Origin of the sequence: Anaerocolumna cellulosilytica, from assembly GCF_014218335.1 — a bacterium.
In the GTDB taxonomy this organism is placed as follows: domain Bacteria; phylum Bacillota; class Clostridia; order Lachnospirales; family Lachnospiraceae; genus Anaerocolumna; species Anaerocolumna cellulosilytica.
Genome location: NZ_AP023367.1, coordinates 2,989,625 through 3,014,707, shown reverse-complemented (window position 1 = coordinate 3,014,707; position 25,083 = coordinate 2,989,625). Strand labels below are relative to the sequence as shown.

19 protein-coding genes are annotated in these 25,083 nt (G+C 36.7%); 13 read left to right on the top strand and 6 right to left on the bottom strand.

What is annotated here, in order from left to right; all coding sequences use genetic code 11:
• The first annotated feature begins 34 nt into the window (after positions 1-34).
• The 4 genes from metA to acsn021_RS12320 all read left to right on the top strand — a co-directional run bounded on the left by metA (position 35) and on the right by acsn021_RS12320 (position 6,254).
• On the top strand, positions 35-940 hold the full coding sequence (gene metA, locus acsn021_RS12335; protein WP_184088849.1) for a homoserine O-acetyltransferase MetA: 906 nt from the start codon (positions 35-37) through the stop codon (positions 938-940).
• A gap of 341 nt (positions 941-1,281) precedes the next feature.
• Positions 1,282-1,431: a hypothetical protein gene (locus tag acsn021_RS12330; protein ID WP_184088851.1), complete on the top strand. Its 150-nt coding sequence runs from the start codon at positions 1,282-1,284 to the stop codon at positions 1,429-1,431.
• 241 nt (positions 1,432-1,672) lie between these two features.
• The gene (locus tag acsn021_RS12325) at positions 1,673-2,590 is read left to right on the top strand and encodes a ComEC/Rec2 family competence protein (RefSeq protein ID WP_184088853.1); all 918 of its coding nucleotides are present in this window, start codon (positions 1,673-1,675) and stop codon (positions 2,588-2,590) included.
• Positions 2,583-6,254, top strand: coding sequence for a hypothetical protein (locus tag acsn021_RS12320; protein WP_184088855.1), 3,672 nt, complete (start codon positions 2,583-2,585; stop codon positions 6,252-6,254). Before acsn021_RS12325 ends, acsn021_RS12320 begins: the two co-directional genes overlap by 8 nt.
• Before the next feature lie 336 nt (positions 6,255-6,590).
• Here the strand turns inward: acsn021_RS12320 and acsn021_RS12315 are convergent, their stop codons facing one another.
• Complete coding sequence (locus tag acsn021_RS12315) at positions 6,591-7,445, bottom strand: GNAT family N-acetyltransferase (RefSeq protein WP_184088858.1); 855 nt, start codon at positions 7,443-7,445, stop codon at positions 6,591-6,593.
• Positions 7,446-7,567: 122 nt separating this feature from the next.
• Between acsn021_RS12315 and acsn021_RS12310 the strand changes: the two genes are divergently transcribed.
• The 6 genes from acsn021_RS12310 to acsn021_RS23265 all read left to right on the top strand — a co-directional run bounded on the left by acsn021_RS12310 (position 7,568) and on the right by acsn021_RS23265 (position 13,701).
• A complete protein-coding gene (locus acsn021_RS12310) occupies positions 7,568-8,899 on the top strand; it encodes an aminotransferase-like domain-containing protein (protein ID WP_184088861.1) in 1,332 nt (443 codons plus the stop codon).
• A gap of 212 nt (positions 8,900-9,111) precedes the next feature.
• A complete protein-coding gene (locus tag acsn021_RS12305) occupies positions 9,112-9,777 on the top strand; it encodes a response regulator transcription factor (protein ID WP_184088864.1) in 666 nt (221 codons plus the stop codon).
• Positions 9,774-10,898, top strand: a complete 1,125-nt coding sequence (locus acsn021_RS12300; RefSeq protein ID WP_184088866.1) for a sensor histidine kinase — start codon at positions 9,774-9,776, stop codon at positions 10,896-10,898. Before acsn021_RS12305 ends, acsn021_RS12300 begins: the two co-directional genes overlap by 4 nt.
• Positions 10,899-11,035: 137 nt before the next feature.
• The gene (locus acsn021_RS12295) at positions 11,036-12,421 is read left to right on the top strand and encodes an ABC transporter permease (protein ID WP_184088868.1); all 1,386 of its coding nucleotides are present in this window, start codon (positions 11,036-11,038) and stop codon (positions 12,419-12,421) included.
• A gap of 16 nt (positions 12,422-12,437) precedes the next feature.
• Positions 12,438-13,079: an ATP-binding cassette domain-containing protein gene (locus acsn021_RS12290; RefSeq protein ID WP_184088870.1), complete on the top strand. Its 642-nt coding sequence runs from the start codon at positions 12,438-12,440 to the stop codon at positions 13,077-13,079.
• 463 nt (positions 13,080-13,542) lie between these two features.
• Positions 13,543-13,701, top strand: coding sequence for a response regulator (locus acsn021_RS23265; protein ID WP_184088872.1), 159 nt, complete (start codon positions 13,543-13,545; stop codon positions 13,699-13,701).
• Here the strand turns inward: acsn021_RS23265 and acsn021_RS12280 are convergent.
• Complete coding sequence (locus tag acsn021_RS12280) at positions 13,664-14,299, bottom strand: ABC transporter ATP-binding protein (protein WP_184088875.1); 636 nt, start codon at positions 14,297-14,299, stop codon at positions 13,664-13,666. The genes acsn021_RS23265 and acsn021_RS12280 overlap by 38 nt on opposite strands.
• Before the next feature lie 297 nt (positions 14,300-14,596).
• Here acsn021_RS12280 and acsn021_RS12275 point away from each other — a divergent pair, with 297 nt between their 5' ends.
• Positions 14,597-15,394, top strand: a complete 798-nt coding sequence (locus tag acsn021_RS12275; RefSeq protein WP_184088878.1) for an aminoglycoside N(3)-acetyltransferase — start codon at positions 14,597-14,599, stop codon at positions 15,392-15,394.
• Positions 15,395-15,879: 485 nt separating this feature from the next.
• Here acsn021_RS12275 and acsn021_RS12270 read toward each other — a convergent pair whose 3' ends face one another.
• The 3 genes from acsn021_RS12270 to acsn021_RS12260 all read right to left on the bottom strand — a co-directional run bounded on the left by acsn021_RS12270 (position 15,880) and on the right by acsn021_RS12260 (position 19,295).
• Positions 15,880-17,847: a M56 family metallopeptidase gene (locus acsn021_RS12270; protein WP_184088881.1), complete on the bottom strand. Its 1,968-nt coding sequence runs from the start codon at positions 17,845-17,847 to the stop codon at positions 15,880-15,882.
• Positions 17,848-17,851: 4 nt separating this feature from the next.
• Complete coding sequence (locus acsn021_RS12265; protein WP_184088885.1) at positions 17,852-18,211, bottom strand: BlaI/MecI/CopY family transcriptional regulator; 360 nt, start codon at positions 18,209-18,211, stop codon at positions 17,852-17,854.
• A gap of 178 nt (positions 18,212-18,389) precedes the next feature.
• Complete coding sequence (locus acsn021_RS12260) at positions 18,390-19,295, bottom strand: AraC family transcriptional regulator (protein WP_184088888.1); 906 nt, start codon at positions 19,293-19,295, stop codon at positions 18,390-18,392.
• A gap of 429 nt (positions 19,296-19,724) precedes the next feature.
• On the opposite strand from acsn021_RS12260, the gene acsn021_RS12255 reads away from it, so the two are divergent.
• The gene (locus tag acsn021_RS12255) at positions 19,725-22,274 is read left to right on the top strand and encodes an alpha-amylase family glycosyl hydrolase (protein WP_197978574.1); all 2,550 of its coding nucleotides are present in this window, start codon (positions 19,725-19,727) and stop codon (positions 22,272-22,274) included.
• A gap of 156 nt (positions 22,275-22,430) precedes the next feature.
• Here the strand turns inward: acsn021_RS12255 and acsn021_RS12250 are convergent, their stop codons facing one another.
• Positions 22,431-23,438, bottom strand: coding sequence for a LacI family DNA-binding transcriptional regulator (locus acsn021_RS12250; protein ID WP_184088891.1), 1,008 nt, complete (start codon positions 23,436-23,438; stop codon positions 22,431-22,433).
• Positions 23,439-23,630: 192 nt separating this feature from the next.
• Between acsn021_RS12250 and acsn021_RS12245 the strand changes: the two genes are divergently transcribed.
• Positions 23,631-24,926 carry an extracellular solute-binding protein gene (locus acsn021_RS12245; RefSeq protein ID WP_207725083.1) on the top strand — a complete coding sequence of 432 codons (1,296 nt, stop codon included), beginning with the start codon at positions 23,631-23,633 and terminating at the stop codon, positions 24,924-24,926.
• The last annotated feature ends 157 nt before the right edge of the window (positions 24,927-25,083 follow it).

The window sequence follows — 25,083 nt, the reverse complement described above, 5'->3', positions numbered from 1 at the left end:
ATGGTAAAAATATAAAAGAAAAGATGGTGATAAAATGCCTATAAAAGTGCAAAGTGAGTTACCAGCAAAAAGGATATTGGAAGATGAAAATATCTTTATTATGGATGAAACCAGGGCGATGCAACAGGACATACGTCCTCTTCGAATTGCGATTTTAAATCTTATGCCCCTCAAAGAAGATACGGAAGTGCAGCTCTTAAGAAGTCTTTCCAATACACCCTTGCAGGTGGATATAACTTTTTTAACCACAGAATCTTATACAGGTAAAAATACGGCTGCCAGCCATTTGGATCAATTTTATCTGACCTTTGATGATATAAAGAATAATAAATTTGATGGTCTTATTATAACAGGGGCGCCAGTGGAACAAATGGAATTTGAAGAGGTTACTTACTGGAAGGAACTGTGTACAATTATGGAGTGGTCTAAGACAAATGTTACTTCTACTCTGCATATATGCTGGGGAGCACAGGCAGGACTATATCACCATTATGGTATTAGAAAGATATCTTTGGATGAGAAAGTGTTCGGAGTATTCAGGCATAAGGTATTAAATCGAAAGGTCCCTCTTGTTAGAGGCTTTGATGATGTGTTTTATGCTCCCCATTCCAGGCATACTTCCATTAGCAGGGAAGATATCTTAAATAACCCAAAGCTTACCATCTTAGCAGAATCAGAGGAAGCAGGTGTATTCCTGGTAATAGCTGATGAAGGCAGACAGATATTTGTGACGGGACATCCGGAATATGACCGTATTACCCTTGATAAAGAGTTTAGAAGAGATAGAGATAAAGGGCTGGCGATAAAACAGCCCATAAATTATTATCCAAGCGAAGTGGATAATATAAGGCCTGAACTTACTTGGCGGGCACATTCCAATGCCATGTATACTAATTGGTTGAATTATTATGTCTACCAAGTCACACCTTACGAATTATAAGATGGAGTTGGTAGTTATCAGATTGACGCAAATGACGAGAAATCTGACACTATATGGGATGATAATTAAAAAAGGTGTCAGGGAATTTTGGTGTTAATTGGATGTAGAGTGAGAATTGGCGACAGGTCCTTTGAATATAATGTGTAAAAAATAAATTAATGTAACGATGAAATTTGATTGTAGAAGATAATCTGCGATATGGGAATCGGTACATGGAGTGTATGAGAAAGCAGTGTGTTTGAAGATGCCCTTGATGGGGAACTTTGGCAGGCTGCTTTTTATTTTATCTATTATCTATAATTGAAGAATTGGATTTTTGATTATTTGAAAGGGTGAACGCAATGAAGGGATTATATTCAAGGTATAACAAACAGAAAAATTGTATTGATGTGACGGTATATGAAGCAGGATATATATCGATTGGATTGCAGAAAAAGGGAAGATGGAGTAAAGGCGGCTTTGAATATACAGGGGAAGGCTGGATGTATTAGCAATTGATAAACCACTGGAATATGTGAGAGTGGTGATAATGGTGAGATGCAGGTGTGGGTGGATGCCAGAGATGATGACAGTGTCTGGTAAATAAAAATGGATTCGGTTTATTCAAAAAATTTCCTTCATGGAAATTATGCGAGGAAAGTAATTTGTTATGTATAATGAAGTATATGGAAAAAAACATAATAATAGAGTAAAATAATAAATGTGGAAATTAAATGGGAGGGAATATGAAGAATGAAGAACAAGCTTATATTTTATGATACAGGAAAAGGGGATTCATCTATTATTCAGTTTTATGATAATGTTATGAAAACATATATTAATATATTATTCGATATGGGGAAAAATAATAGTCTTATATTTGATGATATTAAGGAAAGAGAAATTACAATTCATGGTATTGTAGTAACACACACTGATGAAGATCATATCAGTGGAATAATTTCTCTTCTAAAAAATAATGACTTTATTCGAGAGAATAAATTGCAATTTGTAGTGTTTAATGATTTTAACAACTCTTTAATTAGCTATAGGCAAGGAAATGAATTGAAAAGTATATTGGAAACTTACTATACAAAAGTTACTTTAATTAACAGTTATACATATGATTATCAGTTGATTAATGAAGTGTTAAATATACCTATTTTATTTATGTCATTGGAATCAAGGGATTTATATTCGAATCTAAAAATGAAAAATAGTCATTTGCTAATTACATTTCTAACACCAAATGAAAAAAGTTTAGCTATATTAATGAAGGAATGGAAAAAAGATAATTTAAAAAAAGGAACGGGGAGGACTGGTGATGTTACAAATAGAAGTTCAATTGCTTGTCTTATCGAATTTAAATCATGTAGTATATTGATGACAGCAGATCAGCATATGGATATTATATATAATCTACTGATAAATAAAAAAGAAGAATGGGCACTAAATCATATTAATTATATCAAAATCAGTCATCATGGTTCAAAGAAAAATAATACCAAATTGTTGGAATTTGCTAAAGAGTTTATGTGTGAAAAAATGTTTTTGATGAGGTTTCGTGAAGTTGAAGATAAAGAATTATTAGAGGAAATACGTGGTAATGGGATAGAATTGCTTTATGATAATAAAATCAATGAAATAGAACTGGAGGAGACGGATGAGTAATATTGTTAAGGTAAGTACAGCAATAGGGTATTCAACAGGGATAATATTATCTTCGGAAGAATCTGGTGGCAAAGAATCATATATTGTATTAGTAAATAGGCATTTGGTGGATAATCTAATAGAAGTGACAGATTTTGCTGAAAAAAAGAATATAGAGATTAATAAGTATTTTAAAATTGATGTGTATAATGAAAATGGCATTCTTATACCTAGAGAGAATATTCGAATATGTGATTTGTTTTATTCTAATAAGGTATGTATAAGTGAGGATATTATGGCGTTTTTAATTTTTATCAAGGGTGAAAAATTAAAAACAGAATGTTTGATTTCTAAGGAGTATAGTGATGATCTTGAAGTTTTTACAGAAGGATTTCCAGCAGTTTTAGTTAATGATAGTGTTTCAAATGTTATCTCACTTTGCGGCAAGATTAAGACACATATTTTGAATTTTAGTGAGATGGGGCGTTATGTAGTCGAAGATTATCATTATTATGAAAGATTATCTGATTTGAAAATTTTTATGGGTTTATCAGGAGCCCCGGTAAAAAGAAAAATACAAGGTCAGGAACATTTGTTGGGAATGAATGTTTCATTGCCATATCAAACGAATGGGGAGAATCCATTTAAATTAGTCAACTTTATAAAGATTCATTCTATATTGAACTATTTGCGTGAGAGTGGTGTGATAATATATGAAATATCTGAAAAGAATGAGCTCTATATAAAGTGGACAAAAGGAAAAGTTCTTGAACAGACAAAAGATATAAGTAAAATTAATAACGACAATGATGAGAAAACAGTACTTGTTTTAGGTGGAAGTGGAGCTGGAAAATCCTCATTTATTAGGTCGTTTGCATTACATGGCGATAAAATTGATTCATCTGGAGATGGACAAACAACTCGAAGCAAAGTCAAATATAATTTTTCAATATACCAACCATTTGGTGTTGAAATTAAGTTACTAAATAGAGATGAATTTGTTGAACAAAGAATCAGAGACATAGCATTTGATTTGATTTCTTTTGTGTTCGAGCAAAAGTATGGACTTCACGAGCTTGATATTTATAAAGATAAGCTTATTTATTTTAAAGCTCTGTATCGACGTGTTAATCAACTCGATGAAAAAATAAAAAATACAGAGTTAATGGATGATCTTATTTATAATATTGCGGATAACTACGATTATGATATTGAAAACAGTGATAATAAAATAATCGAACAATATAATGATATTTTAAAAAAAATTAAAGAATTTAAGTTGTTTGATGGAAGTGAATATGCTGATGAAATAGAAGAGTTCGTAGGTATTTTGATGCGAAAAGATGGACTTTTTGATGTTTTGGAATTTGATTATATATTAAAACTAAATGATTCCATAGACTCAATTGAAGATATAAGCGAAGGTGAATCTGAAACAAAAAATATTGTTTTTTCCATAATTAAGTATTATTGCAAAAAAAATATAAATAATTTACCAAGCGAAGAGAAAAAATTTGTCTCGGCTATTATTGAAGAAATTGCTGGTGGCGAATTAGAAAAGGATGAATGTAAGATAAAAAAGTTTTACAGGAGCTTACATGACATTTTAAATAAAGGGGTTGAAGTATATTTTAAAACATTAGGAGTGAAAAATGAATTAGGTGTATATAAAATTAGGTATGATTCTGAAAAGATGGAGGAGAGGGAAAATCTTCTTTCAGAAAGTTTGAAAGTAATCAATGAAAATAATGAAAAAAAATCAATATCCTCATTGATAAAGGTAATTAAAATTAAGGATTCTGTATCAAATGAATATGTAAAAATATTTGATGATATGAATATTAAGAAAATTAACTTTATTGATACTAGGGGACTTGATCATATTGAGAAGGGTGTTGCAAAAGAATCAGTTATTCAAAAAATATTTTCTGATGAAAAGGAAGAGTATGAAAAAGAACATAATGGAGTAAAAAATGAAGATGGGATAGATGCTGTTCTTTATTTGAAAAAACTAGATTCAGGAAAGCCAAACGAACTGAGTGAAGTAATACCATTAATTTATAGAGTATCTCCACAAATTTCTTTGTATACTGTATTTACAGGAATTGATATTTTTTATGCAGATTTGCATAATTGTATTATTGACTGGAATAATTATGATTCTAGATTACCAAAATCAGTTGAATATCTGAAATCAGATGAATTCAGACTATTGTTGAACAAAATCCTATTGGCTAGAGATAATAGAAAAAAAATCATATATAATGTATTGTGCAAAAATATAATAGCATTTTGTGGAAATGGTACAAGTTCAAATAGGTTTTTAGATTCAAATAAAAACAATATTAAAAAAATGCTAAAATCAATAATTATGAGGGAAAATATTAGTATAGATTTTATCGATAAAGAAACAGTTGACAAAAAAATATCTAGGGCAAAAGTTGAAAAGTTAATTAAAGCATTGTTTAAAGCAGCAAAACTTGATGATTTTGGAAGAACAAATGCTTCTTCAACATGTTTCAATTATGTTACCGGTACAAAGTATTTACAGAATAGTTATGATTTTGGATATTATGGATATTATGGTGATAATGAAAATAGATTAGACTTATGCTTTGGTAATGCATATAATAAAGTGTTTTCTCAAGGAAGCTCTGAAATTGAAGAGTTTCTTAAAGACTGGACGGCAAATGAGGATAAAATAGAATCTATTTTAATTAATATGAAAAATATGTTTTTAGGAACAAGTATTAGTTTATATAAAATTTGGCAGGAAGAGTTTAATTCAGAACATACAATAGATAGAAAATTTATTTATTTTATTCAAAAGTTATACGATGATACTCGAAATTCCAATGATTTCGTGTTTAATCCATTTAATATAAAAGACAACTACTTTTTTAATAGATTTTTGAATTATATAGATACGATTTCCTATTGTGGGTTAGAAATTGATACTATAAAAGATAAGTTTAAAGATTGTATTAGAAATGAAAAGAATATTTTAGATGAAAAGGTGAAGAAAATTAATTCTAATACTATTAAAAAAGATTTAGTAGTACAACTTTACAAGAAGATTACATATACATCAAGAAGAAAATTGGAAACATTTAAACGAGACTTAGAAAAAGAGATGTCAATTTTGGCTGATATAATTTTTGATAAAGACGAAGAAATGACTAAAAATGAAATGAAGTTGAACATTAAATATTTTTTACTTGAGAGTGCTGTTTATTATTCTAATAACGAAGGGATAGTTGATTACTCGCATGCCAGTTATAATTCAGCGATAGAAAATGATTTATTTCGTTATTTTGATCAAGAATCAAAAATTATTTCTTATAGTGTACTAGCACTAAAAGAGAAAGTAACCGAACTTAAAAAAGCATATATTAAATATTGCTTTGATTTTCAGAATAGGCTAAATGAAAATCCAATAGTTAAGGATGAGTTAGTTGATTTTTTTATAGAAATATTTATGGAAGAAATAAAAAATGATAGAGAAAAATGCTTGAAGAATATTTATTATACAGATAGTGATATTCGAAATTCTTTGAAATTAACAAAGACTGCAATTGATAATTTATTTAAACCAGACTATATTGACGAACATTCGAATCATGAAGATACATTTAATTCTGATTTTATTGATATTCTGGAGTTTTTTGTTGAAAAGCTTAAGTGAACGTGTAACTATAAATAATCTAATTTATCTTCAAGCTTTTCAATATGAGCGGTCTGGCGGCCGTCACTTATACACCGACTTAGCAGTGGGTAGACCCGGTAATCCTTAAGGTCAGCCCGTGTTCAGTCGATGTGTAATGCTCCCTTTCAAGGTTCCGCAGCAGAGTGATTTTTTGAAGATAGAAATAGTGGGTAGAAACTTTTCTGATGAAGATGAGCTGGTCAAGGTAGAGTAATTTAACCATGATTGGTTTTTTCTATTACAGAAAACTCATGGAAATACATACAAAAGTATAAGGAAGAGTCACTTCATGACAGTAAAAATGCTGGGAATAAGTCAAACATAATATGGTAAACGATAATAAGGGATTGTTCTAATCTCTTCAAACCCCAATTTCTCAGCAAGTTTTCTAGAACCCAAATTCACGGAGCTACAAGACCATACGGGTTCCATCCCATTCTCCAGACAATAATCGATTAATCGGGTGCAAACTCTTGCGGCAAAGCCTGAGCCTCGATAATCTTTACCGGTCTCAATACCAATTTCAAGTTTACGTTCTATAGCAAAAGAGGCGAAAGCAGTAGAAGCCATAATTCCCTCTTTTAATAGGAGAGAAAACCCAATCCCATACTTTTCAAAATCACAAGAGTTGTTCCAAAAGTATCTTGGAACTACGCTTCCATTCAACTGATTATACATGTCTCTAGTCATCAAAACAATATTGACGTGTTCCTTGGGGAGGTTTCTCTTAAAAGCATGATACTTATCTTTTCTAAAGATAAAATTGATTCTCTGATATTCTAAGATTTTATCTGCTTCCAGCTCTGTTGTTTCATTATACTGTTCTTCTGGACCCTTTTTTATTAAACAATCTCCTAAAAGAACATCCATCTTTGCATATAATGCTGGTGGATATACCTGCAGCCATTCTGCTCTATTCCTGTTTTTATTAGAATTGCACATATACAGTTTCAGTTCTTCATAAAAACTCTCTTTACCATTCTCTCCATAAAGTAAAGCCATTCCATAGGGATGCTGAATATAGAATGAAGCCGGTGAAGAACTATTATCAACCCAAACTTTCCCATCAACTTTTCTCTCTAATACTGACATAGCAAACAAAGTATTAATCTCCACTGCCTGTAAAGTCGGAATTAGGTCTGAAAATTTTTCTGTTTTTAATTCAATCATGAGTATTTCCCCCTTGTATTTTATAGATTTTAGTATATAATACGACTATTAATAGGTCAAATACTTAAAATTTAGTCTGTACTACTACAGCTCATTTTTTATTGTCGGGGAGGGCAAACTTTATGCTAAAAATGGAAATGGTTAAAAAATATATTATGGATGAAATCAAACAAAGGAAGATTATGGAAGGTCAGAGGATTCCAGGATGCAGAGAAATAGCACAAACCCTCTGTGTCAATAAAATCACGGTCAATAAAGCTTATAAAGCCTTGGAAGAGGAACATTTTCTTTATTGCGTACCAAGAGGCGGATATTATGTCATCAAGTCCTACCATGAAAACAAACCATTATCAAAAACAATAGACTTTCAAACAGTCGCCCCCGATTTCTCCTTAATTCCTTATCAATCCTTTACCCATGCAATTAACGTCTCTATTGAAGAAAATAAAAAGAAGCTATTTCTGTACGAGCCACCGATGGGTTTTACTGAATTGAGAGAATCTCTCAAAGAAAGATTTACACAGACCGGAATTTATGCTTCAATCTCACAAATTATTGTCACAAATGGTGCACAACAGGGGATTAATCTTGCATTAAAATCCATTTTCGGATTTGAAAGAGACGGAAGGCTCTTAGTGGAGTCTCCTACTTATCACGCAATTCACGATATGGCAAAGGCACTAAATATCGACTGCGTAACTATCCGACGAGACTCTGCTGGTATAGACTTAAACGAGCTAGAATATATTTTTCAAACTGAAAAGGTTAAAGCATTTTATATTATTCCAAGATTCCATAATCCAACCGGATATACACTTTCAGAAAATAATAAAAGTAAGATAGCGGATCTTTGTAGTCGTTATCGGATTCTAATGATCGAAGATGATTATTTAGCTGATTTGGGAATGGATAAAAGATGTCTTCCTCTACATTACTACGATACTAATCAGATTACAATTTACATTCGTAGTTTTTCAAAAACATTTTTACCAGGAATTCGCTTAGGTGCAATGGTTGTCCCAGATACTCTAAGCAACCTTGTCATACAACAGAAATATTTATCTGACATCTGCACTTCTGGCATTGTACAGTGTGCATTGAATTTCTTTCTAACATCGGGAATGTATGACAGGCATATTCACAAAGTAAATACATGTTACCGGCAAAAATTAGTGAAAGCTAAAGCAATTCTGTCGCATGTTGCTTTGCCAGGGTTATCTTTCCATGTACCCAAGCAGGGGCTTTTTCTGTGGATTTCACTTCCAATTGCAATTTCTGCTGAGCTAATTGCAAAAAAGCTCGTTCATGAAAATATATTAGTCACTCAATATCATATTTCTAAGGATGGACATCAAGGCATTCGTCTTTGCATTGCTGGTGTAACAAAAGAAGATTTAGATGCATTAGAGACTGTGATAAAAGTAATAAGAGAAGAAATGTCAGCATCGCTTTAGGAATTTCATTATCAAAACTGTACACCCTTTGATTCACATGTAACATCAACGAAAATTTCATGTTACAAAACTTAAACATTCCTGTTGATTGGATTTCTTTACAGTATCCAATCAGAACAACGGCTGAAACAAGAAAAGAATATCATTATGTTTTATAATTTCATACTGGTTCCATACGGAAGCAGTATTCTTATAAAAATGGAGGAATAGCCATGGCACGATTATTGGTAGTTGAAGATGATAAAAAAACAAATGAAGCGGTTTGTGAATATCTGCGCTCGACAGAGCATGAAGCAATTCCTGCTTATGATGGACAACAGGCCCTTACCGCCCTGACTCATGAGCAGTTTGATTTGATTGTTTTGGATATTATGCTGCCGAAGATTACAGGTATATCCGTATTGCACGAAATCAGGCAAAACAGCAATATACCTGTTCTTATGCTGACAGCCGTTGAAGATGAATACACGCAGGTCATAAGTTTTGACGAGCAAGCGGACGACTATATGACAAAGCCCTTTTCAATGGTTCTGCTTGGCAAGAGGATTACCGCGCTTCTGCGCCGGGCAGGGAAAAGTCCATCCCCATCTGTTATGAACTTTGGCAATGTTACGGTAGATTTTGCAGGGTACACGGCAAATGATGAAAGCGGAAAAATTGAAATTACCCCAAAAGAAATAGAATTGCTCCGGCTCCTTGTGGAGCATAACGGACTGGTACTGACAAGATCGCAAATACTTGATGACTTGTGGGGATATGATTACCCCATTATCGACAGGACAATTGACACCTATATCAAGAATCTTCGTAAGAAACTTCGGTTGGATTGCATCGTAACGGTCAAAGGGGTAGGTTATAAATACGAGGTAAGAAAATGAAACGGTTAAAAATATTTCCCAAAACATTTCTTTACACTTTGGGTTTAATGCTGTTTATCGTGATTGTTGCCCATGCTCTAATTTTTGTCTTGGCACCCCAAATGACAATGGAATATTCACCTCCAAATGAAGCGAAAAGCAGTGATGTTATTTACAATGTATCCATAAATCCCACACAATTTGTAACCCAAACGGTTCAGCGCGCCTTACCGATTTCCCTTATTTGCTGCGTATTGATTTCGATTGCATGCTCTCTGCTTTTTTCCAGAGATACAACCGTACCTATCCGGCAGATTTCACAGGCAGCAAAGCGGATGGCGCAGATGGACAAGTCAGCGACCTGTACTGCACATTCCCGGGACGAAATAGGCATACTGGCAGATAATATCAATTATCTGTACCAAAACCTTCTGTCCACCATTGAAAATCTTGAAATTGAAAAACAACGGGTAAGTGAAATTGAAAAATCAAAAGTTAATTTCCTTCGGATAGCTTCCCATGAATTAAAAACGCCTGTGACAGCCCTGAACGCTACTCTTGAAAACATGATACTCGGTGTAGGAAAATACAAGGATTACGGAACCTATTTGCCGGAGTGCAAAGAAATGGTTGAACAGCTTTCAGATATGATACATGAAATTATTGAAACTTCAAAAGCTGGCTTGTCCGTAGAAAAAGAACCAGCTACAAATGCAAATATATCCGAATTGTTATTGTCTTTGTGCGAACCCTATCAGTTAATTGCAAAGGCACATGGGATAGCATTTCAGCTTGACTTATCGGAGGACTTTACCGCCGTCCTTCCCTCAAAGCTATTCTGCAAAGCAGTATCGAATGTACTAGCAAATGCCGTGTCCTATACTGAACGCGGAAAAATGGTGGCGGTATATTTAAGTGGACGCAGAATTATCATTGAAAACGAGTGTATTCCTGTATCGGAAAAAGACCTCAAATATCTTTTTGAACCTTTTTATCGTCCCGACTTTGCCCGGGACCGGGATACCGGCGGAAATGGACTTGGATTATACATTGTGGATACGCTGTTTAATACTTTGAATATTCCATATACCTTCTGCCCGATGCAAAAGCCGGACGGGATGCGTTTCACTATTGAGGTTTGAAAAACGCTACTCAAGCTCTCCGAGAAATCGGAGGGCTTTTTATGTGATTCCATATATGTTTCATATACGTTCCATACAGGGACGTTATCATATCACCATGTTCAAAAGAACAGAATAACGAACTGGAGGTAACGATTATGAATTTTGTAAAACGGGCGAGGCTATATGTCTCCCGAAAATGCGGAAAAAGCATCCTTCTTCTTGTCATCCTGCTCATCATGTCATCCTTTGTTTTGACAGGACTTGCAATTGGGAAGGCTTCGGAAAGCACACAGGAGGATTTGCGGAAAGCTCTTGGCGGTAAGTTTCAAGTAAGCGTCAACTATACAGAGGATAATCCGTATTTCATAATGGAAACAGTAGACACTGGCATGATTGTGTACTCGGAAATGCCCATCACACAGAAGGTCATTTCTGCAATTATGAATGTTCCGGAGATTGAAGGCTATGATGCAACATCTGAACTTTTACTTGCTGTAGATGATGTTATTTTTATTCCCGGCAATATTCCGATTAAAGATCAATTCAAAAGTATGGTAAACACACTGATTGTCGGCAATTCTGAAAGTAATAGCTACTTCACGTCCGGACAAGTAGAACTTATTGAAGGTCAGCATATTAGCGACACAGACAGCCATGTAGCAATTATCAGCAAAGATTTAGCCGAACGGAATGGACTTTCTACTGGAGATACACTTACTTTGCAAGCTGACAGTTCTGCCGACGTGAAGATTATTGGCTTATACGAAATTAAAAACACTGACAGCGTGCTTGCACAGGTAACATCTTATGATAAGCTGGAAAATAAAATTATTTTTGATCTCGATACCTTGCAACAGCTTGTTCCCGACAGAAAAGCAGGGTTTGATACGGCAACATTTAAAGCCACTGACCCTGCGGAGCTTGACAGTATTGTAGAACAGGTCAAAAGCCTTTCCGAGTTGGATTTGAAAGCCTTTTCTATCGATGCGGATAAGCAGACGTATTTACAAGCCGCCGCCCCACTGGGAAAGCTGAATGACTTGGTGGTAATACTGCTTATTGTGATTGTCGTTGTAAGTGCCATTATCCTATCACTCATTTTAATGATGTGGACTAGGAGTCGTATCTATGAAACAGGGGTATTTCTATCTGTAGGAATAACAAAAATATCTATACTCGGGCAATATCTTGTTGAAGTGCTTCTGATAGCGGTACTGGCTTTTGGACTGTCATTCTTTACGAGTAACCTCATAGCGAACAAGGTCGGAAATGAACTGTTGCAGAAGAACACTCAAAGCACCATTCAGAATAAAAATTCTGTCGATGATAATAAAGTAGCGACGGCAGTTACCGGAAGCGCAGGCAACGGTGATAAGATAGCCCAGATACCGGAGGTGGAGAGCATCGATGTGTCGATTGGTGCCGACAGCATGGTTCAGCTTTGTTTCATTGGTTTAACCGTTATTATTCTCTCAGTCGGTATATCGGGCACGACGGTTATGAGGTTGAAACCTGGGGAAATCTTATCAAAAATGAGCTAAGAAAGGCGGTTTTGGAATGGCTATTTTAGAAATCAAAGATATTTCATACTCCTATGATAAAAAAACAAATGTATTAAGTGATGTAACAGCAGAACTGGAAATCGGAAAGTTGTACGCCATACTTGGCCCTTCGGGTTCCGGCAAGACAACACTTCTTTCCTTGCTCGGTGGGCTTGATGTTCCTATGAAGGGGAAAATCCTTTTTGATGGTGAGAATATTGCTAAACAGGGGCTTGCTAATCATCGGCGTAATCATGTGGCCTTAATTTTTCAGAATTATAACCTAATTGATTACATGACACCGGTTGAAAATGTAAAGCTGACTGCACAGCAGGATGTAGTACCGATTTTAGAACGGCTCGGCTTAACAATGGCAGAAATGAATCGCAATGTATTGAAGCTATCGGGCGGTCAACAGCAAAGGGTTGCGATTGCCCGTGCGATTGCCTCCGATGCAGCAATCATACTGGCTGACGAGCCTACCGGAAATCTGGATGATGATACCGCGGCTGAAATTACTACACTCCTGAAGGAGAGCGCCCATCAGCTTCAAAAATGTGTGGTGGTAGTAACCCACTCAAACGATGTTGCAAGACAGGCGGATGCCGTATTACAAATTAGACATAGAAAACTGCTTATGAAAGAAGTTGCTCAATGAAAAAATAACTTCTGATTTTTCTTGCCGCATGTCATGACGATACAGTTAAGAGTGAACAGGCTAACGAACCAAATTCATCACAGGATGTAATTAGTAATACAGACACACAATACCCTAATGAAATTTCGTTTAGTGATTCAGATCATATTAAATTGAGCATTGATGAAGTTGTTTCAGAGGCTATGGATAAATAAATTAATGAATAAGTTGCCATTACTCTTAGGGAATGACAAGTCATGTTAAATTCGATGAAGAGGTATTTTATAATATTTACTTCTTATCTGTAATAAGATATTATTGTATACAGATATAAAATATTGAGAAAAGTCATTTTAGAGGATACGTGTATATGAAGTATGATTGCATAGTTATAGATGATGAACTAGATATTGCCAAGACTACGGCAGAATATTTTGAAATGTTCGGTATTAAGACTGCATATGCAACATAATATGAGGAAGGAATGAAATTATTTACAGAGAATGATGTGTCATTACTTATTTTGGATATTAATCTGAAGGAATGTTCCGGGTTTAATTTCTGTAAAAGCATACGTGAGGAATCAGATATCCCAATATTGTTTATTAGTGCAAGGGATAGTGAAGGAGACATATTAACATAACAATGCTCTGACCATTTTGGTTTACTTTTGTCAGAATATCCAGGACATCTTTGCCAGTAGAAGAATTAAGTGCTCCGGTAGGTTCATCTGCAAATATGATATCAGGCTTATTGATTAGGGAACGAATAAGAGCAGCACGCTGCTTTTCACCTCCGGATAATTGGCTGGGAAATTTACGCCATATTTCTTCTGTTAATCCGACCTGCAGAAAAAGCTCTTTTGCACGTTTGATTATTTCTGGTTTGTTATTGCTTACAAGATATCCTGCAGTCAGGACATTATCCATAATACTCATATTTTCAAGGAGATAGATGCTCTGAAATACAAATCCGCAATGTTTTTTTCTGAAGTTAGCAAGTTCATCGCTGCTAAGATTTTGGATTTGAGTACCTTGAAAGATGATCTTACCAAGTGTAGGTGTATCCATTCCGGACAATGCATACAAAAGAGTGGTTTTACCAGAACCGGAGCTGCCCATTATGATGGTAAAATCACCTTTATAAATATCAATATCTAAGTTAGTGAGGATGTGCTGCTGTTGTCCATCCGACGAAAAGGTTTTACATAATTGCCTTACTTGTAAAATTGATTTATTCATATTATATTCCTTTCATATTTTCTGATATCAATATATCACATGAAGATATAAATAGTCTTTTCCGTAAATTAAACAAATCCTTGTCAAATTAAAGGATGTGATATTATGGGGGTTCTTAAAGGAAACAAAAGGAGAAGATTATTCTTTTTGGTGATTAATAAAATACTATCTCAATAAATACATATGTTGTAAAGAAATTAACTATATTTATTAGATCATTGGTATAAAATAGCATCCGTCTCCATTTATCCAGTTTTTCCTAAACAAATTATTTAAATTGAATGAAAGGGTGAATTTATGCAATCGGTAGAGAGAAAATTAGTTTTAAAAAAGGATATTATTGATGGTATAAAAAAGGTTGGAATTGTAAACGGTGATACTGTAATGGTACATGCTTCATTAAGCAGTATGGGATTTGTATGCGGAGGACCTCAAATTGTGATAGAAGCACTGTTAGATACTGTAGGAACTGACGGGACGATTATGATGCCAACACAGTCTTGGAAAAACCTAGACCCAGAATCAGGTGTCCACTGGGAAGAGCCAAGGGAATGGTGGCAAACAATACGTGAAAACTGGCCGGCATATGATAAGAGAATTACTCCAACGAACACTATGGGAGCAGTTGCGGAAATGTTTCGTAATTGGCAGGGAGCATATAGAAGCGATCATCCAGCCCGTTCAGTTGCCGCAGTCGGAAAAAACGCAGAATATCTTACGACAGGGCATGATTTAAGTAATATATTTGGTCAAGGTTCTCCCATGGATAAATTATACCATTTGAATGGAAAAGTATTATTAATTGGTGTAGGCTATAATAAAAATACATCAATTCATTTGGCAGATACGATAGCAATGTATCCTTCAAAGCATGTTACCAAAGAAAGCAGTGCTATTATGGTAGATGGAGTAAGAGAGTGGGTTACTTATGAAACACTATATGTTGATGGTGAAGATTTTGAAGAAATAGGTATATCCTTTGAAAATAGTCATATAGTTGGAGAAGCATATATTGGTAATGCATTAATAAAGTCCATGAGTCAGAAAGCACTGGTTGATTATTCTATAGAATGGATTGAAAAAAATAGGAAATAATATGCAGAATAGATAATATCTTCGTTGCATTACACAAATGATTTAAAGAAACTATTTAAAATTATAAATGTACTGGGTATTTTTCTCTTGCGGTTGAATTGTTTTATATTGAAGGGATTTCCTGTAATTAATCTTTGCCGTTCTAAGTGATGAAAATAAGGAAGAACTGTTCAAAAATGAACAGTTCTTCCTGCATTGTTCAGCATTAGAGGCAAAGATAATGACAGATGTTGTGAAGAAATGAGGGGTATAATTTTTACTTATATAAGTGATTTATATGAATAGGGACTGAAAGAAAACCGACTACCTAGAATGAGCTGCTTCCTATCCAGAATATTTAAGGGCTGTTCTTATTTGCAAACGTTCTTGTTTACAAACTCCAATCTGTTGAATGGAGGAGGTGTAGATAAGGATGCCGGTAATCCAAGTTAATAGTTACGCTGTAAAGTATTCCTGAACATTCTGAACATATTATTATAAATTGACTATTGCTGTAAAAACTTCTGTTCACCTCCGCCTGTTCCTATGCTGATAACTTCAAAGTTTCCATTGCCTAACGATTTCACACATAGTTCTTTAAACAATCCCTTAAACCAGCCTTTTCCTGAAATACCATCAGCGGGAGAGAGATATTCTTCCGTAGCGGTTGATATGCTGTATTCTGCACGAACAACATAATGGTACGGCATATCCTGCCAAGTCTGCCCTGCTTTGGGTGTGCCAGAAATTACATTCACACTGTCAACGGTATAATCAGTGATACGCTCAAGATTAGATACTTTATCACCTTTGTAACGGTTCAACCACTGCATAACTGCCACTTTGCCGATAGCTTGCGGAGTTTCGTCGGGCTTCACCCAGAAAACAATACGTTCCACTTCGGAATTTTGAATAAACTCATCTATGCTTTCCTGCCGAATGTCAATATCCTGCCCCGTCTCGGTAGAACCTAAATAAACATATATAGGCGATTCCCCTGGCACTCCGCCAACTCTAACATAATAAGGCGGCTCCATTGGATAGTGCATAATATACAGCCCGAAACCGATATCCTGCCCATTGTAGGGAGCAAAGTCATCCCAAGAAATAGCATCGCCTTTTGAGGCAATGAGCTTTAGTTCGTCCATGGTTAATAATTTCTCATTGCCAAAGAGAAAGGTCTCCGGCAGCGGGGCATTTCCTTTTACATTGCCCCACGACGAAAGCCAATGATGTCCGGCGTCATAAGAGTCCCCATCAATAAATAGATAGCCATTGTTACTGAATATATGGCGCACCCCATCTGTGGTGGTAATATAATATGTCTCAGCGTTGCCCGCCATACTTTCCGGGTTTGGAAGATAGACACCACGGCTTTTATTCACCAGCGTAACAATGTCGGAGAACTCAGAAGGCTCATATAAGCGATACCGCTCATTTTCATCGCTCGACATTACGACCAACTCAATTTTTGCAACATCCTTGACACGCAGGTTTTTAGCCCAATCCATTGATGTACGCGGTGGGTTGGACGCAAATGCAATACAGACTGCAGATACGGAAGCCAATGATGCCAGCATGACCCACAAGGCAGGCTTTTTGTAGTGCAGAACATTCTCTATCCTGCTTTTAATATCTCCTTCTCCAAAGGCCAAAGGGGTACCGGCAATGATTTTTTTGCCTGTTGCAAGACTTAAAAGCAATGCAGAATATTCCGCTCGAATGTTGGCCCCCAGCCGTTTCACTACGCTTTCATCACAGGACATTTCCATGTCATTGACCGTAAGCGTAAACGCTATCCAAACGAGCGGATTAAACCAATGGATACACAAAGCCACAAATGTCACAATTTTCATTACATGGTCAAAGCGACGGATATGGGTTTGTTCATGCAGGATAATATAGCTTTGCTCCTGCTCCGCTAAAGACGATGGTAAGTAAATTTTCGGACGGAACAGACCGATAACAAAGGGGGATGCAATGTGGTCGGCAAGAAAAATGTTATCGTACAGCTTTACTGCGCCTATCAGTTTTTTGCGTAGTCGTAAAAGAGAAATAATGCTATAAGTCAGCAGCACAACTATTCCCATAATCCAGAGGTTTTCACCAATGGTTACCGCTATCAGCAGCGGATTATCGTCACTTGCGCCGTTTGCAGGGGCAGGTAATATGGGGTTGATTGCATTGTCAACAGTCGTTATACCTGTGCTTATCTGTGGCGTTTCTGAATAAATGGTATTGGTGGAAATGGGATTTGCATTGATTGGCAACAAGCTAAACATGCTTTCAAAGGTAATCGGGCAAAGCAGCCGAAAGAACACAATGCTCCACAGCGCATAGGAGAAAACCTTAGGAGCTTTTTTCAAAAGCAGTCGTGCAACCAGCACGAAAACAATTATGATGCTCGCAGTCAAACTCATATTGAGGACTTGTAAAAAAGTATCAAGGATTTTCGAGTGAATAAAATACGCCATAGGTTCACCTCCTGCTCTGGTGTATTAATTTTTCCAATTCCTCAATTTCTTTATCAGTCAGCTTTTTTCTTGTTGAAAATGCCGCTAAAAATTGCGGTAACGAGCCGTCAAAAGTTTCTTCAATAAACTTTTCGCTCTGCAAAGCATGGAACTCTTGCTTGGATAGAATGGAAGAAACCAAACCACCTTGATTTTTGAAAATATTGCGTTGGCATAGGCGGCGCAGCATGGTATAAGTAGTAGATTTCTTCCAGGCTAATTCCTGTTCACATAATTTTACCAAGTCACCGGAGGAAATTGGCTCATTCTCCCACATCAAATCCGCAAACTTCATTTCCATAACACCTAATTTGTACTCGACCATATCAAACACTCCTTAGTTTAATGATGTTAAATCTGATTTGAGTTTAACATCATTAAACCGATTTGTCAATAAAAGGCGGCTATATTTTTAACCTTATTTATGGTGTTATTAAGTAAATCAGAATTTTGGGGAATGATTTATATGTTTTTTCAAAATGTAATTGACTACAATGTGGCTGTTATTTCTTACGGTCAGGCGGATGAGGAAATGAGTGTTTTTTCCGATAGCTTGAAGGGGATTCTTGAAATTTATTTTTAAACATACGGTTAAAATAGGAGAGATTATTAAAACCAGCATTAACCGCTATATCTAAAATGGAGCAGGAAGTTGTCAGTAGTTGTTCTTGTGCTATATTTAGGCGGTAGTCATTTAAATACTGTATGAAAGAAGAACCTGTTGTATTTTTAAAAAAACGCATGAAATGAGAGGGACTGCTTCCGAAAATTGCAGCAGCATCCTGTATGGATATGGATTCTTCATAATGTCTGCTAATGTAAAATAGAACTTTTTTTAATTTACTGACAGTAAATTTAAAATAATAATTATCTGTAAGCAGCTGGTTATTCGATGTAAGCAGATAAATTATTAGCATGATTTGGGATTTTATTGCCAGTTCATACCCCGGAAGCCTGGTATCATGGATTTGTTGCATCGTACTGATATATGCTGTTAGAGGAACATTCAGAGGATGTTGCTTATCAATAATTACCGGGAAATATATTTTATTTGCCATAATGGGAAGCAGGGTTTTTAGGGTACTTTCATCGGAGGTATGTGTAAGTACCATTTTTAAATCAAAGATGAAATTCCTATAAACAAAGGGCTCTCCTGGGCATTGTTCCATGGAATGTAGGATTCCCGGGGATATGAAAGCTATGGTTCCGGCTGTAACAACATAAGGTTTTAGATTGACGGTAATAATCCCTTTGCCTTCACTTACATGAATCAGTTCCACCTCTCCATGGTAATGCAGGGGAAACTGATAAAAGGTTTCCGGCATCCGTACCTTGTAGATAGTGAAAGGATAAGTACTGTTGCCATGTTTTTTTTTCTCTTTGTAAAAAGTATAATTATTAATATCCATAAAATACCTCCATCTATACAGTGCCGTAAATCCGAATCCGGCAGTTTTTCAGCTGCTTATATTCTTCTGAATGATAGTATTGTACAAATAAATCCCAGGATATTGCAAGAAGTTTCGGTATAAAATGATATAATTATATTAAACTATAAAATAATATCAGTCAATATTAACAAAGAAATAACAGGACATTCTTTTGCTTTATAGTGAAAAGTGGAATGAAGGGTGGAACAGAACATAAAGGGTATCCAGCAGTAGTAAAAGACTGTTTTATTCTATCGGTTGAATGGCTTGTGGGATAGAGTCAGTAAAGAGAGACATCAGCAGGCTGTCAATAAATTAAAGGGTTATTTCAGCAGGCATATATTTAGGATAGGATTTATCTATGCCAATAGGAGTGACCCTTCAAAAAAGGCAGGAGGTATAAAAAGTATGAAGAAGGGTTTCTGGAGAAAACTGACGGTATATGTGCTGCTAATTGCAATGGTGGTAACAGGACTAGCAACATCCGGCACATTTCAAAAGACGCAGGCAGAAACAGTATCCTCGGTTACGGTGCATTATAAAGGGACGTATAGTGCACCAAATATCTATTATTGGAATTTGAACGGGGATAACAATAAGCCGGTTTCATGGCCGGGAGTACAAATGAAAGCTGAAAGTGATAATTGGTTTGGTTACACCTTCAGCAATACCCAAAGTGTTAATCTGATATTTAATCAGAATGGTTCACAGACTGCAGACTTACATAGGACTTCGGGGGAATGGTGGTATAAGAATAACCAGTGGTACCAGTACAATCCCGAAATAACTGCGGATTCCATTACGGTGCATTTTAAAAGTCCCTGGGACGGAGCGAAGATATATTATTGGAATTTACAACCCTCCGGCAGTACAACAACCTGGCCGGGGGGAGATATGACGCCGGAGGGAAACAGGTGGTACAAATATACTTTTTCCGAGTCCACGCAGGTTAACCTGATATTCAATTATAACGGGAAGCAGACTTCTGATTTAACACGGACAAAGGGAGAATGGTGGTATAAGGACAATCAATGGTATGAGAGTAATCCGGAAACGTACGTTACACCAACACCGACAGTTACGCCTGCGCCGACTAAAACACCAACAGTCACGCCGACCATAACACCGGCACCGGAAAAAGGGATTGATTTCAGAGATGAAACTATCTATTTTGTTATGGTAACCCGGTTCTATGATGGAGATTCCAATAATAATGTACATTGCTGGGATGAAGTGGCAGCCATGAAGGACAGTAACGACCCGGCATGGAGAGGTGACTTTAAAGGTCTTATTGAAAAACTGGATTACATAAAGGCACTGGGGTTTTCGGCAATTTGGATTACTCCGGTCGTGAAGAACATGAGCGGCTATGATTATCACGGTTACCATGCCGTTAATTTCAGTGAGATAGACCCAAGATATGAATCGGATGATGCAACCTATCAGGATTTAATTAATGCGGTCCACGAGAAGGGGTTAAAAATCATACAGGATATCGTATTAAACCATTCGGGAAATTTTGGGGAGGAAAATCTATATCCGTTGTTTACAAAGGATGAAACTCAGGAAGATACTGCTGATACGATTATCAGAATTGATGAAGGAAAACTTCCCGATAATTATGATACCTTACCTCCGGCACAACAATATCAGGCCAGACTATATGCCATGAAAGAAGATACCCAGGATACAGAAAATATTTATCACCATGAAAAAAGCTTAAGCTGGGAAGGTTATACGGTCCAAACCGGTCAGATAGCAGGGGATTGTGTGGATTTAAACACAGAGAATCCAGCCGTATCGGATTATTTAATAAATGCCTACAGAAGTTATATTAATATGGGGGTTGATGCTTTCCGGATTGATACGGTAAAACACATATCCAGACTGACTTTTAATAAAGAATTTATCCCAGCCTTTAAAGCGGCAGGAGGAGAAGATTTCTTTGTGTTCGGAGAAGTGGCTACCAGGTACCGGCAGGTATGGAATAGTAATATACCTGCAATTTCCACACCGTTTTACACCTGGGCAGAGACCTTAGCCTATCCTTGGAGTGATACAGCTACTAATATGAACAGTACTTTCCAGCACTGGAATGATAACCAGAATGTCAGTGACCAGCCTGTCAGCAGAAATCATTTGTTGACCGGCAATACCTATCGCACACCGGATAAAAGTACATCTTCCGGACTGGGTGTAATAGATTTTCCCATGCATTGGAATTTTAATAATGCCAGAGATGCATTTCGTGTGGGAGTGGATGGGGATCAATTTTACAGTGATGCTACCTGGAACGTAACTTATGTGGATTCCCATGATTATGCACCGGATGGCGCACCGGAAAACCAAAGGTTTGCCGGTTCCCAGGATACCTGGGCAGAGAATTTGAACCTGATGTATACTTTTCGGGGAATTCCATGTATTTATTACGGAAGTGAAATAGAATTTAAGAAGGGAGCAGTGATTGATGCCGGTCCAACAAAACCCTTAAGTGAGACAGGAAGAGCTTATTTCGGGGACAATATTGAAGGTTCCATAACTGTAACGGATTATGCTGAATATACCAATGCAACAGGAGCAATGGCAACAGCCTTAAACCATCCTCTTTCCCTGCATATACAGAGATTGAATAAAATCAGAAGAAAAATACCTGCCCTTAGGAAGGGGCAGTATTCAACGGAAGGTGTTTCGGGAGAAATGGCTTTTAAGAGACGTTATACGGATACGAAAACCGGGGTGGATAGTTTTGTACTGGTATCCATTACAGATGGTGCAGCCTTTTCAGGAATACCAAATGGTATCTATAAGGATGCGATTTCGGGAGATGTAAAGGTAGTAACAGATGGCAAATTAACAATACCCAGAGTGGGAAAAGGCAATATGAGAATTTATGTCCTGGATTTGCCAGGTAATCCGGCACCAGGTAAAATCGGTAATAACGGAGCATATCTGAAATAAATTCCGCAGTATGAATGTGTAATGAAACAAGATTATTAAAGCTAAGAAAGTCAGGGACTGCCTTAATTAAGAGGCAAGCCCTGATTTTTAACTCTCAAATAGATTTTTCCTTCATATGATTACCTGGTATACCACAACTTTTGGGGCTTCTTGTTACTACGTCGTCTTTCCCGCATTAACCACTGGAAGGGTAGTATATGTCTGAATCTGCAGCGCCGGGTTCTCCATCTTGCGTAGCAGCATAATCCCTGCCTGTATTCCCATATCATAGACATTGATATCAATGACGGTTGGCTTTGGATCAATAATTTCAGAATACGGGTATGCATCAAAAGTCAGGAAAGCGATATCTTTCGGTACCTCCAGTTTCATCTTTTCGATAGCCCTTGCAGTTCCTAGTGCAATTGTATTGCTTTCACATACAATAGCGCTCGGGGATTTTTTTAGTTCCAACAGCCGGATAGTTGCTTCATAGCTCTCCTCTCTGCTGGAGTTCGTATACAATATCTTTTCTGGTGATACTAGATAACCATAACTATGCATAGTCCCCAGGAATCCCTTGAGCCTTTGCATAGAGATGTGGTCCGTCTTTTTGCCGCCGATAAAGGCGACATCACCGTAATTGTTGGAAATCAGATATTCTGCGGCTGCCTGTCCGGCTAAGACATGGTTGGTGTCAATCCAGCATAGCTGGGTTTCAAATCCCGGATGACCGATGAGTATATGAGGAAATTGCTGTTTGGTGATGAGATCAGCGATTTCTTTACTAATGGCGGAACCGTGGATTACCATTCCGTCAGCGCACTTTTGAGCCATTACCCTGGTAACGGATTCCCCCTGATAGGAATCATTAAAAATATCTACAAGGGAGAGTGTATAATTGTTTTTCGCCAGGATACTATTGACACCGCACATAATGTCAAACATATGAGGATTGTGATAGGCCTCATTTTTTCCCAGAGAAGTTAAAAAAACAATATTTTGTGTTGTCTGTCTGGCGAAGCTGACGGCTCTGGAATTTGGCGTATAATTCAGCTTGTGGATTGCATGTTTGACCCGATCTACGGTAGCAGGGGATATGGTTGTCCAATTGTTCAATACTTTTGAAACAGTTGAGGTTGATACGCCGGCTTCCCTGGCGACATCACTGATGGTAATCGGCATATTTTACTCCTTAAATAATTAACATATTTGCTATTATAGTATAGCGATTTCCTTACAAAGTCAACTGTTTTTACTAAAATATATTTGATTATATCATAATAATATGGTAAAAATAGCTTAAGCAACTAAGAATAATGCTAAATTATATTTTGGTAGTAGGAAAGCGATTTCCTAAATAAAAAGGAGGTAATTATGAAAAAAATAGTAAGCTTAATACTATGCGTATTATTAATCTTTGGGGGATTGACGGGTTGTGACAGTAAGTCCAAGCAAGGTACTACAGGAAGCAATCCGACAAAGGTGCCGGATGCGCAGCAGCAGTCAGAAAGCGAACCGACAGATGCCGCACTGGCTAAACCAGTAGAACTGAAAATCTGGCATGATGCGGATGAAGCGATTATGGCAGTGATTCAAAACAGGGTCAATGAAACGTTAAAGGATGATAAAATCTCTGTTATCTTTGAGAAAAAAACAGGCTTGACGGATCAATTGAAGCTATATGGTACAGATACAGCAAATGGTCCGGATATGTATTTTTACGCACAGGATTCCATCGGCATGTTTGCAGAGATGGGCATATTAACTCCAATTACTGATCTAATCAGCGAAGATGCTATGTCAGATCTTCTGCCGATGACTTTAGAGGCAGGGACTTATAAATCAGTCAAATATCAGCTTCCGGTTTACTTTGAAACTCTCTTATTCATGTACAATAAGGATTTATGGAAAGGAGAGATTCCTTCTACAACAGAAGATTTATATGATTATATGGTAACCAATACGGATATAGACGCAGGCACCTATGCGGTTCTTAACCAACATTCTACAGCATATAACGTAGCTCCGTTCATCAACGGCTTCGGCGGTTACATAATAAATGCAGATGTACAGCCGGGACTTAATCTGCAGGCGACCAAGGAAGCAGTTGCCTACAATCAGAAATTTTCTAAGCTCCAAGCGGATGGCGACTATAATACGGTAGGTACATTATTTAATGAAGGAAAGGCCTCAGCGATTATTGGAGGTCCCTGGCTAATCTCGGGAATGAAAAATACAACAATAAAACTTGGATTTAAGAGCTTAGCAGATTTTAAGCTTCCGAATGGGAAAAGCTTGGTACCTTATTCAGGAGTTCAAGGCTTCTCCGTATTAAAATATACAGCTGAATCCAAAAAGGATGCGATAGCAAAAGTGCTTATAACTTTGGCTGGTACTAAGGTTGCAATTGACATAGCGAAATTGTCGAATTGTGCTCCTGCGAATAATAAAGCATATGATGATGCTGATGTGGCTGCCAATGAGATGATAGTTGCCATGAAGAAGACAGCGGATACCGCCCGGCCGATGCCGAATATTCCACAATTAAGTGTTATGTGGGTACCGATGGAAAGCTTCCTCGCCGCGGTGAATAAATCCGGCGAAGACATTGATGCATCTGCTGATAAATATCAGCAGGAAGCTTTGACAGCAATTGCGGATATGCAGTAATAAGGAATTATAAAATATCAACAAGACGGGTTTTTACATAACTGTCCGTATCATTTTGCGAGAGTGATATATACTCCATTAAGTTTTTCTGTGAAGCCAAGTATAAACATATATGTAACGAGTACAACAGGAATGTCATTATAGAGGAGGGTATTGC